Below are 13057 nucleotides of genomic sequence, written 5' to 3'. Positions count from 1 at the left end.
TGCCCGGCGGGTTTACGCCATTTAATTTCTTTGGGTTAATTAATTTGGAAGCGTTAGCTTCTTGGGAAATAAACTCACGACTGCGCGAAAGTGATTCATTGCACCTATCAGCGCGGTAATTTCGTCACTCGTCAATTCACTGTATTCAACGTTGTGACGTTCTTTATTGATGTTTGCCAAAAAGAAAATGGCGCTCATCGCCCGGTTATTCTGTTCGTACTGTGGATCACGAGTATTACGCATATCACTGATGAACCGCTTTAGCTCATTTCCACAATCGCCGTACATCATGGTACGTAGTGCCGCGATATGATTAAGCGCACTCACTCGTTGCCCGGCGCTCATTTGAACAGTGATGCTTTCAGCTTTGTAAGCCATGTCGCTTTTTTCCTGTTACCGGTTAAACCTGCCAGCAGTTCGGCTTGAGAGTTTGCCGGATGCCAGCGCCTGCCATTTTCAGCTGCGATCCAGCCGTGGCCGAATGCGTGTGAAGGGCTTTGCCGTTTTAGAAACGGCGCAACTGAAAACGCCATAACTACACAACCCCTATTGATGCGCCGATACCGCTTAACACATCTGCAGTGCCAGCCATTGCAGGGTTTGAATGCACACGAGTTTGAACGGCTATCGCAGCTAACGTCAGACAGCGAATGCCGGCGTTAACGTTCTGCACAAATCCGCGCCGGCAGGCCGAGGTAAATTTCTTCTGGCTCACTATGCCAGCGGCTAACTGCCCTACTTCGGCGGTAGCTTTGAGAACATAAGCCGGTAAGTTCTCCTGTGATACCTCGTTGACTGGCACGCATGGCAGGCATTGCAGTTGAGCCAATGCACCATCAACCAGCGTTGAGTCTTCCGTAAGGTCGGTCAGGATCAGCATTTCACGGACGGTAAGCTGATGGACCTGCTCCGGGTTGAGCTTGTTACGGATAGTTTGCGGATTAAGCCCCGCCTTATTAGCCAGCTGGATGATGTTGTGCTTTGCGGAAAACGCGCGGCACGCTTCATCAAAATGGCTATGTGTGGAGACACTGAAATCAAACATGCTTAATACCTCACGTTATCCCAATATGGATGCATCAAGCCTGCATTGTGATTTCATGACCGGTTGCTGCTTCGATAATTAGGGCAAGCATGTTGATTTCGATGAGGCCGTTAACCCCATCCTTATTCCTGATAGGTAGGCGGTTTTCGCGGTACATCTGGCGAACAGTGCCCTTCTTGTAACCCGTGCGGCGACAGAACTCTTCGACAGTAATGTACGGTTCCGAAATCACGAGATTGATTGATGGGCGCATTGAAAGTTTACGGGTCATGATGCACTATCCTCTGTTGAGTTCTAGCCAACTCTATTCATCACTATTAAACACGTCTTGATACGACGAGTGAATATTAGGATCACAAATTGGAAAGGTCAACGAAAGATTTTACGAGTCGTAAAGCTCCAGCTTTACCAGAGGGTGGTAAAGATCCCATTGAGCGTATTGTTCAAGCATATGGCTTTTCATCACGACAAGCTCTGTGCCGACACTTAGATGTGTCACAGAGCACCATGGCTAACCGCATAATGCGTGGGAACTTTCCTGCTGATTGGGTTCTGATTTGTTCGATGGAAACCGGTACCTCTCTTGAGTGGCTTACCTATGGTCGCGGTGATGCGAACATCACAAATCAAGATCAACCATCGACCAAAATCGAACTAAAAAAAATCACAAATGGGAATTTTTCATCATCTGATTGGGTTGAATATGATGCCCAGCTCTTACCAAGTGATGTTAATGCCCCTCTCTTAGTACATTTCGAGAAACAGAATTACCTGGTTGATATGACCGCCGCAGAGATCACTGACGGGCTGTGGCTCATCGAGATTGATAAGCTTATTAGCGTTAAAGAGCTGTACCGTTTTCCCGGCGGACGCATTCGCGTTGAGAATGGGAAAGCCTCATTTGAATGCAAGGCAGACGACATCAAAGTTTTGGGCAAAGTCGTTGCCCGCACTGAGTACCTTTAAAGGCATAGCATGGCGATAAACAAATTACCCAACGGGAAATGGCAGGCACAGGTTTTCCCAAACGGCCGCGACGGCAAAAGGATTCGCCGCCAGTTTGCAACTAAGGGCGAAGCACAATCTTATGAGAAGTTTGTAAAAGAACAAGCTCAAGATAAGCCCTGGTTGGGAGAGAAAGCAGATAAGCGGCGGGTAATTGAGCTGGTTAAATTGTGGTTCAACACGCATGGTATTACGTTGGCGGATGGTGAGAAGCGGCGAACCACAATGGCGTTCGCCTGCGAGGCGATGGGAAACCCACTCGCAACCGAGTTTAACGCGAAAATTTTTGCGTCTTATCGCGAGCAGCGGTTAAGCGGGAAGATCACCCGCTCCAGCCGTGTGAAAACGGTTACGCCGCGCACTGTTAATTTAGAGCTGGCATATTTTAGGGCGATGTTTAACGAGCTGCGCCGGTTAGATGAATGGACGGCACCGAACCCGTTAGAGAACGTTCGCGAGTTTAAAATCAGTGAATCTGAGATGGCGTATCTCACCATTGAGGAAATCAGAACCCTCCTCGCCGAATGTGAGAACAGCCGTTCTAAAGATTTAACTACCATTGTGAAAATCTGCCTGGCAACTGGAGCACGCTGGAGTGAAGCTGAAGGTTTGAAAGGGAACCAGATTCGCGCCGGGCAAATCATCTACGTGAAAACCAAAGGTAAGAAAAACCGAGCGGTGCCGATCAATGAAAAATTGCAGGCTGAACTTCCATCCAGCAGGAAAGCGCAGGTGCTCTTTAAACCATGCTATTCAGCCTTTAGGAAGGCCATGCAACGCGCTGGCATCGAGACACCTGCTGGACAGCTTACGCACGTTTTGCGCCATACGTTCGCGTCTCACTTCATGATGAACGGCGGAAACATCTTAGTGCTTCAGCGGATATTGGGGCATACAGATATTAAGGTGACGATGCGGTATGCGCATTTTTCACCAGATCACTTATTTGAGGCTACGGAATTTAACCCTCTGAATGCATTATAAAAACAGCAACCAAACAACCAAATATTCATTTTATATTTCTAAGTGGCTTTAAGAATGAATTAAAGCCACATTGATTTTATTTCACCCGCATAAACATCATGGATTGTTAGTTAGTATAGCTGGCAGGTTATTTTTAATTTGTTCAATAAAAGGTTCCATTCGGAAATATGCTCTCTTTGATAATTCCAGCTGATATACCAAGTCTTTTTTTATCTCAGCATGAATGTGGATCGCATTTCTCGCCTCGTAGAATTCAACAATATCTTTTTTAAGACTATTTTCAATTAGACCCAAGCTTGCAGCACACTCAGCCTTTTTATCAAACCTGACTTTAGTAATATCAGTTTTAGCAACATCATTATAAGTAGGAATAATTTCCCTTCCATTATGAGAAAGAGCATCTTTTAAAGCTTTTCGCTTATGAGCTGGAATTGAAATTTCTTTTTTTGTCGTATAATCCGTTAAGGACTTCACATAAGGGTTTGATGGCAACCTATCAAATAAAATATGATGCAGCACTGCTTCATAAATTGAAGCATAGGATAATACCTGTAAGCGAATTTGTGCTCTTAAAAGCCATTCTTCAGCAGAAAGTCCCTCAAGAACTTTATAGAGGTATCTTGTTGACATAAATTCATCTGCAAGTCTCAGCTTGAGCGTAGAATCTGTAATGAAATCAAATACTTCTTGATGCCAAGATAAATCAGCAAGATGCCCACTAACATAACTATCTATTGCTTGCTTTATATCTTTTGAAAAAGCCATAAACCCTCCCTTTTAATACCTATGAATTTTTATAGAGAAACCCTAAAAGTTAAATTTAAAAAACTTATTGATTGTATAGAGTACAGATTAAAACCTTTCTCCTAAAAGGAATGCTTTTTTTAAATGAAATTCTATTATGAACAATCACTTCATACATCTTTTTTTCAGGCAGAATGATTAAGTCCATTTTATCTGCCTTAACATTATTAACTAATGACATTTCAATTTCTTCTATGTGCTTAATTTCATTTAAATATGCACAGTAGACGCTATAAGGAATGCTTTTATATTCTATATCATTCAAAGTTAAGTTAACAAGTAGTGTGTGTTGAAACTTATCGACATGAGCTATAACCTCCCCCTTACCATTCTTTATTGGAGTGGAGTTAACTTTATTATATTGGAGTTCCGGGATGTTAGCCTGTCTTTTAAAGAAACCTTGATCAAATTTATTATTTTTCTTTGAATTCAATTCATAATCATAAATTTCAGTAGGCCATGCATCATAAGCTCGGCCTATCAATTCATCAGGTTTATATATATCATTGTGACCACCGACGCAAATTGCATAGAAACAGTCATGGGTGAAAACACCAAAAACAAGTTCGTTTCTAATACCGCCTTTTTTATCTTTATGCAGATGGAAATGGCTAACATTATAGGTGTATAAAAGATAGTCCACTGCCTTCCATTCATTGATAGCCTTACTCATATAACAGTTAATGTCACCCCCTTCTTCTATAAGATCTTTTAATTTGATCCAGCGCTCATCGTTATACCAACTGCTCTCCAAAAAAGCTTTGCTATAAATTATTTCACGCTTTTTATTAATTACCCTTCTATTAAGCAAGCAACAATAAACTATGGGGGATAAGTCAGGTTGGTAATTTTCAATATCACTCACAACGATTCCAAAATCATTCAAAATCCTTTTTGAAAAGTAATCAAACCATTGTGATCTTAAAACCATCTCTGACATCCTTATCTCCTTCAATAATCCTGATATTTGAAATATAATGATTGGTTAGTGGGTAAATTTCACTCAGTTATCATCATGATTATAAACGTTCTTTTACACCACTGAAATCTCGCATCTGACATAATTTTGGCAGCAAAGTGGCAGCAGAGCTCAACGCTATGTGCCACTTTTCATCACTATTTGGCCTAAAGAAAACATAAAAATCAGTAAGTTACTGATTTAACTCGCTTCAAAATGGGACTCATAATCGCTTAGTCGTTGGTTCAAACCCAGCAGGGGCCACCAAATTTAGTTATGTAAATCATTCTATTAAGCCACCTCTTTAAAGGTGGCTTTTTTGTTTGTAACCCAAAGTGGCGATTAAATGGCGCCCCGTTCTCTAAAGCGTATCGGAGTGTCAATCCCGCTCCAACTCACTCACCTGCCATCTTACCGAGCTCACACCTTTCTCCAGGCTAATACGGCTCACCAGGCTCTCAAGCTGATCGGTTAATGTCGGATTTCCCATCACCTCCGCATTAACCTCCATGCGATGTGGCGGATCCATGTCTTCACTATGTAGTGATTGCAGACGTAAGCCGCTGCCACCCAGCGTATGCAGCATCAGGCTGCGTACCTGAACTTCGTCTTGTGCCAGACAGATTATTTGCACTTTATAGTGCTGTATCGCTTCGGCGGCTGAGACGATGGTTTGCCGGTTAATGCCAAGCGCCAACTCGCGCAACAGGATATTGGCGCACAGGATGACCATGCAGCCAATGGTTGCCTCCAGCAGCAGTCCCATGCTGCACAGCACGCCAACAGCAGCCGTGCACCATAAGGTTGCGGCGGTATTTAATCCGCGGATGTTCAGGCCATCACGCATGATCACGCCACCGCCGAGAAAGCCGATCCCGGAGACGACATAAGCCGCAACCCGCGATGCATCAGTTGCGATGCCGGGTACGCTTTGCGTCATCAAAACAAAGAGACATGCGCCGGTGCTAACGAGCGCATTGGTGCGCAGTCCAGTCATACGTTGACGTAACTGACGCTCGCAGCCAATTAACGCACCTAACACCAACGCGACGGTGACGCGCAGTAAAAAGATTTTCCAATCCATAATAGACCTCACTCCGCAGCATTTAAGAGTGCGGAAAAACACAGGTTAAAAAATGGATTACAGACAGTGCCAATACCGCAGTGAATCAGCGGCATTGCGCTAATGAAAGGAGAGATTCAGAAAGGATATCTACCGTCTTAACGCGCGGTTAAGACAGCGTGACGAGAGCTATCTTACCGCAAGAGCCTGTTGTAATCGTTCGGGACTTGTGTCCAATGTCGTTATCCTCTTGAGTAAAAATTCGCCGCGATTTTAGAGCGCCTTGCACTGCATTGCCAACCGCAAAATCCACTTCGTTTAATTTGGGTTTATGACGAAAAACCCGCCGAAGCGGGTTAAGTGTGCATGCTTATCGTCCCGTCGTCAGCCAACGGCTCAGCGTGCCTGAGTTAGCGTAACCACTGATAATGGCGGCATAACTATCAAAGCGGTTGCTGACCTCACTCACCTGGTTGTTATACAGATCGCTTTCAGCACTCAGTACGTCCAGCAATGTGCGACGACCTAAGTGATACCACTGATCATAAAAGTCTTTGCGGATACGGTCAGATTCCACGATCAGGTTTTTGTATAATGTGGCGCGCTCAGCCGTTGAATGCGCATTTTGGTTAGCAGCACGCACGCGGTTTTCCAGATCGCGACGCTGCTCCTGCACTTGCTGACGGCTCGCCTCGGCGCGCTTAATTGCAGCAATTTCCTGGGCGTTAGTGGAACCACCGCGGAACAAGCCCCAGCTTACGTTCAAACCGGTTTGCCACGCCTGTTGTCGTCCCAACTGATCTTCGCGCGTGTTTTTGCTTACAGTCCAGTTGAGCTTGGGTAAACCAGAGGCTTTAATCGCCTCGGCTTCTTTGAACGCTGCACGCTCTTCAGCACTGGCGCGTAAGATCAGAGGATGGACATCCAGGCTGGCCAACTGGCGATTTAAGTCACCAAACGATAGAGCCCAATTGTCGCTGGCTGGTAAAGTCACACGGCTATTGCCCATCAGGCGATTCAGGGTGATTTCTACATCACGCGCGCGTGATTCGGCATTTTCCAGGTAGCTTTGCGCCTGAAGTAAGCGCCCTTTCGCCTGCGTCAATTCACTACGACGTCCCGCATCAGACTGAACAATTCCGCTCAACATCTTGGTCAGATCTGCCATACGTGCGAGATATTGCTTACTGATGCTGATAACGTGCTGTTGTTTATTCCATTCAATCAGCGCATTAGTCACCTGCATTGCCAGATCTTCGCGTTGAGCCTGAACCGACTGCCTTGCCGACGTCACGCGCTCCTCGCGACTTTCGATGGTACGGCTCGTTTGGCCAAAGTCGATAAGGTTGGTCGCCACCGAAACGCCTAAGGATGGCGTATTGCCCTGGTATTCGTAATTTTTAGTGCCGCTACCAAACTCTTTCGTGGCTGAAGCAGCGCTGACATCAACCTGCGGCCAACGCTGACCTTTGGCTTCATCAACGCTGGCCTCAGCCGCATCGCCCTGTGCGATATAGGACTTCAACGCCGGGCTGATTCGCCAGGTAATGCGTGCAGCTGAGAGAAACTTTTGGCGAATTTCACTTTCTGCGACCGTTTCATTCGCCGTGCCACTGAGCATCACCGGCGAGCTTTTCCCTACCGGATCGCTTGCTACAGACGGGCTGACATAACTGAAATTAGCCGGGGAGCTAGCAGCTGGCGCATAAGACGTAGTCTGCGCAGGTTGCGGCTCTTGCTTAACACTACGCACCGATTGCATCGGATTAAACGGCTGTGCTTCGGGACGGCGTTGCTCCTCGGTCAGGAAGCCGCCGCCCTGTATCTCCGCAGCATGAGTAGACATGGCCCTGGCTGATGTCGGTGGCTCAACAACTGCACGTTGTTGGGGGATCTCTGCTACCGCAGGCGGCAACGTTGGCGCAGCTGGCGGCTGAACCTGCTGAATATGAACGGGCGCAGGAGCCTGCCTTTCAGCAGCGATTGGCTGCTGTGTGGGCTGAGATATCATTGGCCGCGCGAAGGTTGGCGCAGATATCGATGGCACGGGTGCTGGCGCAACTGCAACCGGCGCAGGTAGCGCTCGCGCCGGAGCAACGGGCACCGCTGTCGGAGGTGGCGCAATCGGGCGATGGCCGCTCATCTCCGCAAACATCATCAGCTCACTGGTGGAATCAGCCATTACATTAACCGCGGGTGCCATCACAACCGCGACACATACGGCAAGCAAAGAGAGATGACGCGCCTGTGTATGGCGCATCTTGTTATTATTTTTCATGATTATTAACGCTCGCGGAATGCTTCTTTGGCTTTCAGGACCGGCTTCAGCAGGTAATCGAGAATGGTTTTCTCACCCGTGCGCACCTCGACGGTAGCGATCATGCCGGGAATAATCGGCAGATCTTTATTGCCCGCATGTAAGGTGCTTTTATCCGTCAAAATTAATACGCGATAGTAGGTATCATCCGGACGTCCACTGGCGGCTTTCTGATCGTCTTTCAACGTATCCGGACTGATGTACTCCACGTGTCCATCAAGCCCGCCGTAGATGGCAAAGTCGTAGGCAGTGATCTTTACCTTGGCCGGTAAACCAGGGCGCAGGAATGCCACATCCGAAGGACGAATTTTTCCCTCTACCAGCAGCTGTTCTTCCAGAGGAACGATTTCCAGAATATGTTCGCCCGGCTGAATCACCCCGCCGATGGTATTAACACGCACGTTTTTCACCGTGCCGCGAACCGGCGCGTTAATGGTGGTACGCTCAACGATATCGGCACGACCAATAAGGTTTTCACTGACCTGGCCCAGCTCAAGCTCCATACGCGCCAGCTCTGCATGAGCGTCAGACTGATAGCGGTTACGACGTTCAACGATTTGCGCCTGAATGTCGTTCGCCTGACGCTGCATTCGCAGCAATTCGACTTCTGACAAAAGACCTTTAGCAGCGAGCGGCTCTGCCAGACGAATCTCGCGCATCGACAGTGCATAACTACGTTGCAGCGAGTTAACACTGTCATTCAAAGCCCTTTTACGTGACTCATAGGCTTTGGTTTCCTGTGAGACAACGGCCGGATCGCTTTTTACCTGCTCATCAAACATCAACGGCTGCTCATAAGCCTCTGCACGCAAGCGTGCAATGCTGCCTTTCAAACCCACAACTTTGCTCAGTACTTCGCGGTAGCTTGATTGCGCGCGCGTCGGATCAATCTTCAGCAGCACATCACCGCGATCCACCACCGTACCTTCCCGCACGTTCATCTCAGCCAGAATGCCGCCTTCCAGGCTCTGAATGACCTGTTCACGGCTACGAGAAATGACTTTGCCATCTCCTTTGGTGATCTCTTCCACTCGCGCATAGTTGGCCCAGGTAATGCCGACACCTAATACCGTAATGATGATCCACATCACCAGCTTGGAACCGGGTGTGGTTTGTGACAGCAGTGAAGCCTGGACGTCATTCATGAATTCGGCATCAGCAGCGGAAAGACCTTTCGCGCTCTTACGCCATGGCATTAATTTGCTCATACTGCAGCCTCCTCTGCTGCTGCTTCCACCGGCGCTGACACTGCCGAAGCATCGTTTGCGGGGGCTGGGGCATCCACTACCTGTTCAACTGCCTGACGCGGCCGACGAACTTTATTTTTTCCTTCCAGCGCGGCCAGAACCTGATCTTTCGGGCCGTCTGCGACCACTTTTCCCTCTTCCACCACGATGATGCGATCAACCAGCGCCAGAATGGACGGACGGTGCGTCACCACAATCAGCGTGTGTCCTTCACTGGCACGACGTAAATGCGCCAGGAATTGGTTTTCAGTCATGCTGTCCATAGCGCTGGTCGGCTCATCCATCAGTAGCACTTTAGGGCGCGTTAACAGCGTTCTTGCCAGGGAAACCAGCTGACGCTGACCGCCGGACAAACCTTCACCGCCCTCTCCTACCGTCAGATTGATCCCACTCGGGTGACTTGCGGCGACATGATCCAAACCGGTGAGATTAAGCACGCGCAGCAGCTCATTGGCCGTCGCATCTGGACGCCCAATCATGACGTTTTCGCGCAGCGTGCCGTAGAAAAGACGTGCATCCTGGCCGACAAAACCCACCGCTTTACGCCAGTCCGCCGGATCAATCTGGTTCACATCCAGACCATCGGCGGATATCTGTCCTTGCACGGGTTGGTACAAACGCGCCATCACGCGTAGCAAGGTGGACTTGCCGCTGCCGATACGACCCAGAATCGCCACACGCTCTCCGGCTTTGATGCTCAACGAGATATCTTTGAGGATCTCCGGGTTTGGTTTCATCGGCGGAGCCGGATAGGAGAAGTTGACGTTGCTTAGCGTGATCTCACCACTCAGCGGAGGATCCGTGAGGTAGGTTTTACTGCTGTCGCGATCGACGGGCATTTCCATTAGCTTGTTTAACGAGGTTAATGCCGCCTTTGCCTGCTGATAGCGCACTGCCAGGCCAATAACCTGACCGAGTGGACCGGTGGCACGGCTGGCGAGCATGACGGTCGCGATCATTGCACCCATGGTAAAAGTGCCTTCGTTAATCAGATAAACACCGGCTACGACCAACATCACCGTCTGGAATTGCTGCAGGAACGTCACCACACCGGTTGCCAGTGTAGAGTAACGTTTTGATTTCATTGAGTTAGCTGATTGCAGCGCGCTGAAGTTTTCCCAACGACGCTGCATATGCGCTTCACCACCAACGGCTTTCAGCGTTTCCATGCCTTCAACCGACTCAATCAGCACGCCTTGTTTAAGCGAAGCATCTCGCAAGTTCTCTTTCATGATGCGCGCCAGCGGCCACTGGATCGCGGCACTGACGATGATGATCATGGGGATCATCATCAGAGGGATGATGGCCAGCGGACCGCTAATGAAGAAAATGACGCCGACAAACATCAGAATGAAGGGCAGATCGGAAATGGCTGCCAGCGTCGCCGAGGCCACAAAGTCGCGCACGGATTCGTACTCACGGATTTGGTTGGCAAACGTACCGGAAGAAGCCGGTTTGTGTTCCATCTGGATTGAGAGTGCCTGGCGGAACAGCATGCTACCCAGCACCAGATCGGCTTTTTTACCGGCCATATCCAGCAGATGAGCACGTACAAAGCGCGTTACCGCTTCGAACACCATGGCGATGGTGACGCCAATCGCCAGCGACCACAGCGTCACAAACGCCTGATTTGGTACCACGCGGTCATAAACGTTCATGGTGAAGAAGATGCTGGAGAGCGCTAAAACGTTAATCAACACAGCCGCAATTGCCGCACTGCGGTAGTAGCGTCGATAGCGCCACAGTGTGGAAAACAGCCAGTGGCCTTTCACTTCCGGCAACATTTCGCTGGCGCGTTCATCCACCACCGCTGTCGGTTTTGCCATCACGGCAAAGCCAGCGTAGATCTCATAAAGTTCCGCCATGCTCATCTCGACAGCAGAGGCACTGACTTCTGGCATCACCAACTGGAAACGCAGTTCGCGCTGATTCTCCTCATTGGTATGAATGAGGCGCGACAACACAATGCACCCGCCGCCCTCTTTGCGCAGCAGAATCATCGGCATCAGTTGTTCCGGTAAATCTTGCAGACGCCGCTCCACCATGCCGCCGGTGATACCCGCATTCTCTAGCGCAGTCATGGCCTGTGAGGGTGAGAGCAATGTCGCTTTTGGCAAACCGGCCACCAGCGCTTCTTCACTTTTCTCGCGTTTGTAGTGTTTGCAGATCCAAGCCACGCTTTTTAACAACGTGTCATCTACCGTGGTTTCAATACGAGCAACAGAACGCGCATCCTGCTCCACAGCATCCTGCTTCTGGTCGACCATTTCCCGACTCCTGTAAACCTGACAAAAAACGGTGAGCAGATTGCCCACCGTTGTACCTGTTTGAATTGGGAAAATTCTGACAGAAGGCAGGTTTTAAGCCGTCCAAGACTTGTCTCAAACGGTTATGAATATTTGTTTAAACTCATGACTGAGGGTGCTGCGGCGGGCTTTATGCCGCTCTTTTATAACGATAATCGCAGAGCTGTTGATGGCTGTCCTGGGCGTGTTATCTTACTGGCTCGCTTGATAGCAATCGGACAAATAGCAATGGCAAAACAGCGGATAGGAGTTGTGTTTGGTGGCAAGTCGGCCGAGCACGAAGTGTCATTACAGTCAGCCAAAAATATCCTCGAAGCCATCGATAAGAGTAAATATGAGGTGGTTTTACTGGGGATTGATAAGCAGGGGGAGTGGCATCTGAATGATGCGTCAGGGTTCTTGCTCAACGCCGAGAATCCGGCGCTGATTGCCCTCAATCGTTCAGGTGAACATGTCGCGCTGGTACCGGGCAGCTCTTCTCAGCAGCTGATTACCCGTCAGCAAGCGCAACCGCTCTCACAGCTGGATGTGATTTTCCCGATCGTGCACGGTACGCTGGGCGAAGATGGATCGCTGCAGGGTTTATTGCGCATGGTCAATCTGCCGTTTGTCGGTTCTGACGTGCTCGGTTCTGCGGTCAGCATGGATAAGGATTTCACCAAACGTCTGCTACGCGATGCGGGACTCAAGGTGGCACCATGGCTGAGTGTGACCCAGACACAACGTGCCCATGTTGATGCCCAAGCGGTGATCGCCCGCTTTGGCTTACCGCTGTTTATCAAACCCGCGAACCAGGGATCTTCGGTCGGGGTGAGTAAAGTCGATAGCCTGGAAGCGTTTGATGCCGCGCTGGATCTCGCCTTTACTTTCGATCGTAAAGTCCTGATTGAGCAAGGTATCAAAGGACGCGAAATCGAATGCGCCGTGTTGGGTAATGAGTCCCCGCAAGCCAGTCCCTGTGGTGAGGTCGTGGTGCACGATGCTTTCTACTCCTACGACACTAAATACATCAGCGAAAGCGGTGCGCAGGTGGTGGTTCCCGCCGCCATCAGTGACGCAGCCAGCGAGGCGATTCGCGCCGTGGCGATCACCGCATTCCAGGCGCTGGAGTGTTTTGGCATGGCGCGCGTGGATGTGTTCCTGCAGGATGATGGCGGGATTATTGTCAACGAAGTGAATACCTTACCTGGCTTCACCAACATCAGTATGTATCCAAAGTTATGGCAGGCTGCGGGTTTGAGCTACAGCGATTTGATAACTCGCCTGATTGAGCTGGCGCAGCAGCGCCATCAGCAGAGCAGCCAGTTGAAAAGCAGCGTGTAGTCAAG

Annotated in this window: 14 protein-coding genes; 4 read left to right on the top strand and 10 right to left on the bottom strand. The window is 49.2% G+C overall.

Annotation, left to right across the window (positions count from 1 at the left end; all coding sequences use genetic code 11):
* Positions 1–39 precede the first annotated feature (39 nt).
* From PMI17_RS13005 to PMI17_RS12995, 4 genes are read right to left on the bottom strand one after another with little or no spacing between them, the layout of a single operon-like run.
* Entirely contained in the window at positions 40–378 is a 339-nt protein-coding gene (locus PMI17_RS13005) for a DUF5347 domain-containing protein (RefSeq protein WP_009127565.1), read from the bottom strand.
* A complete protein-coding gene (locus PMI17_RS24865; RefSeq protein WP_071531060.1) occupies positions 342–533 on the bottom strand; it encodes a phage filamentation protein Fil family protein in 192 nt (63 codons plus the stop codon). The genes PMI17_RS13005 and PMI17_RS24865 overlap by 37 nt, the downstream gene beginning before the upstream one ends.
* 2 nt (positions 534–535) lie before the next feature.
* Positions 536–1045: a phage regulatory CII family protein gene (locus tag PMI17_RS13000; RefSeq protein ID WP_009127563.1), complete on the bottom strand. Its 510-nt coding sequence runs from the start codon at positions 1043–1045 to the stop codon at positions 536–538.
* Positions 1046–1079: 34 nt separating this feature from the next.
* Entirely contained in the window at positions 1080–1316 is a 237-nt protein-coding gene (locus tag PMI17_RS12995; RefSeq protein ID WP_009127560.1) for a hypothetical protein, read from the bottom strand.
* 89 nt (positions 1317–1405) lie between these two features.
* Here PMI17_RS12995 and PMI17_RS12990 point away from each other — a divergent pair, with 89 nt between their 5' ends.
* Together PMI17_RS12990 and PMI17_RS12985 are read left to right on the top strand one after the other, a co-directional pair.
* Positions 1406–2011: a phage repressor protein CI gene (locus PMI17_RS12990; RefSeq protein WP_009127558.1), complete on the top strand. Its 606-nt coding sequence runs from the start codon at positions 1406–1408 to the stop codon at positions 2009–2011.
* Between the two features lie 9 nt (positions 2012–2020).
* A complete protein-coding gene (locus tag PMI17_RS12985) occupies positions 2021–3034 on the top strand; it encodes a tyrosine-type recombinase/integrase (protein WP_009127556.1) in 1014 nt (337 codons plus the stop codon).
* A 96-nt stretch (positions 3035–3130) separates the two neighbouring features.
* Here the strand turns inward: PMI17_RS12985 and PMI17_RS12980 are convergent, their stop codons facing one another.
* The 4 genes from PMI17_RS12980 to PMI17_RS12965 all read right to left on the bottom strand — a co-directional run bounded on the left by PMI17_RS12980 (position 3131) and on the right by PMI17_RS12965 (position 7705).
* Positions 3131–3799, bottom strand: coding sequence for a hypothetical protein (locus PMI17_RS12980; protein WP_009127554.1), 669 nt, complete (start codon positions 3797–3799; stop codon positions 3131–3133).
* 64 nt (positions 3800–3863) lie between these two features.
* Positions 3864–4778, bottom strand: coding sequence for a hypothetical protein (locus tag PMI17_RS12975; protein ID WP_009127552.1), 915 nt, complete (start codon positions 4776–4778; stop codon positions 3864–3866).
* Between the two features lie 397 nt (positions 4779–5175).
* The gene (locus PMI17_RS12970; protein WP_009127550.1) at positions 5176–5880 is read right to left on the bottom strand and encodes an MgtC/SapB family protein; all 705 of its coding nucleotides are present in this window, start codon (positions 5878–5880) and stop codon (positions 5176–5178) included.
* A 349-nt stretch (positions 5881–6229) separates the two neighbouring features.
* Positions 6230–7705, bottom strand: coding sequence for a TolC family protein (locus PMI17_RS12965; protein WP_009127548.1), 1476 nt, complete (start codon positions 7703–7705; stop codon positions 6230–6232).
* Between the two features lie 11 nt (positions 7706–7716).
* Between PMI17_RS12965 and PMI17_RS25730 the strand changes: the two genes are divergently transcribed.
* The gene (locus PMI17_RS25730) at positions 7717–8049 is read left to right on the top strand and encodes a hypothetical protein (protein WP_238541545.1); all 333 of its coding nucleotides are present in this window, start codon (positions 7717–7719) and stop codon (positions 8047–8049) included.
* Between the two features lie 93 nt (positions 8050–8142).
* Here PMI17_RS25730 and PMI17_RS12960 read toward each other — a convergent pair whose 3' ends face one another.
* Positions 8143–9384, bottom strand: a complete 1242-nt coding sequence (locus PMI17_RS12960) for an HlyD family type I secretion periplasmic adaptor subunit (RefSeq protein ID WP_009127546.1) — start codon at positions 9382–9384, stop codon at positions 8143–8145.
* Positions 9381–11690 (bottom strand): type I secretion system permease/ATPase, encoded by a 2310-nt coding sequence (locus PMI17_RS12955; RefSeq protein WP_009127544.1) that lies wholly within the window; start codon positions 11688–11690, stop codon positions 9381–9383. The genes PMI17_RS12960 and PMI17_RS12955 overlap by 4 nt, the downstream gene beginning before the upstream one ends.
* Positions 11691–11957: 267 nt before the next feature.
* Here PMI17_RS12955 and ddlA point away from each other — a divergent pair, with 267 nt between their 5' ends.
* Positions 11958–13052 carry a D-alanine--D-alanine ligase gene (gene ddlA, locus PMI17_RS12950; protein WP_009127541.1) on the top strand — a complete coding sequence of 365 codons (1095 nt, stop codon included), beginning with the start codon at positions 11958–11960 and terminating at the stop codon, positions 13050–13052.
* The last annotated feature ends 5 nt before the right edge of the window (positions 13053–13057 follow it).

It is taken from the genome of Pantoea sp. GM01 (assembly GCF_000282675.1).
GTDB lineage: Bacteria > Pseudomonadota > Gammaproteobacteria > Enterobacterales > Enterobacteriaceae > Pantoea > Pantoea nemavictus.
The sequence above is the reverse complement of the archived record's forward strand: the minus strand, read 5'-3'. Positions and strand labels throughout refer to the sequence as shown.

What these genes read in the sequence shown, in the direction of transcription:
- PMI17_RS12975 (WP_009127552.1), bottom strand. Translation starts at nt 4,778, where the DNA reads ATGTCAGAGATGGTTTTAAGATCACAATGGTTTGATTACTTTTCAAAA.
- PMI17_RS12985 (WP_009127556.1), top strand. Translation starts at nt 2,021, where the DNA reads ATGGCGATAAACAAATTACCCAACGGGAAATGGCAGGCACAGGTTTTC.
- PMI17_RS12980 (WP_009127554.1), bottom strand. Translation starts at nt 3,799, where the DNA reads ATGGCTTTTTCAAAAGATATAAAGCAAGCAATAGATAGTTATGTTAGT.
- PMI17_RS12995 (WP_009127560.1), bottom strand. Translation starts at nt 1,316, where the DNA reads ATGACCCGTAAACTTTCAATGCGCCCATCAATCAATCTCGTGATTTCG.
- PMI17_RS12955 (WP_009127544.1), bottom strand. Translation starts at nt 11,690, where the DNA reads ATGGTCGACCAGAAGCAGGATGCTGTGGAGCAGGATGCGCGTTCTGTT.
- ddlA (WP_009127541.1), top strand. Translation starts at nt 11,958, where the DNA reads ATGGCAAAACAGCGGATAGGAGTTGTGTTTGGTGGCAAGTCGGCCGAG.
- PMI17_RS25730 (WP_238541545.1), top strand. Translation starts at nt 7,717, where the DNA reads ATGTCGGTGGCTCAACAACTGCACGTTGTTGGGGGATCTCTGCTACCG.
- PMI17_RS12965 (WP_009127548.1), bottom strand. Translation starts at nt 7,705, where the DNA reads ATGTCTACTCATGCTGCGGAGATACAGGGCGGCGGCTTCCTGACCGAG.
- PMI17_RS13000 (WP_009127563.1), bottom strand. Translation starts at nt 1,045, where the DNA reads ATGTTTGATTTCAGTGTCTCCACACATAGCCATTTTGATGAAGCGTGC.
- PMI17_RS12960 (WP_009127546.1), bottom strand. Translation starts at nt 9,384, where the DNA reads ATGAGCAAATTAATGCCATGGCGTAAGAGCGCGAAAGGTCTTTCCGCT.
- PMI17_RS24865 (WP_071531060.1), bottom strand. Translation starts at nt 533, where the DNA reads ATGGCGTTTTCAGTTGCGCCGTTTCTAAAACGGCAAAGCCCTTCACAC.
- PMI17_RS12970 (WP_009127550.1), bottom strand. Translation starts at nt 5,880, where the DNA reads ATGGATTGGAAAATCTTTTTACTGCGCGTCACCGTCGCGTTGGTGTTA.
- PMI17_RS13005 (WP_009127565.1), bottom strand. Translation starts at nt 378, where the DNA reads ATGGCTTACAAAGCTGAAAGCATCACTGTTCAAATGAGCGCCGGGCAA.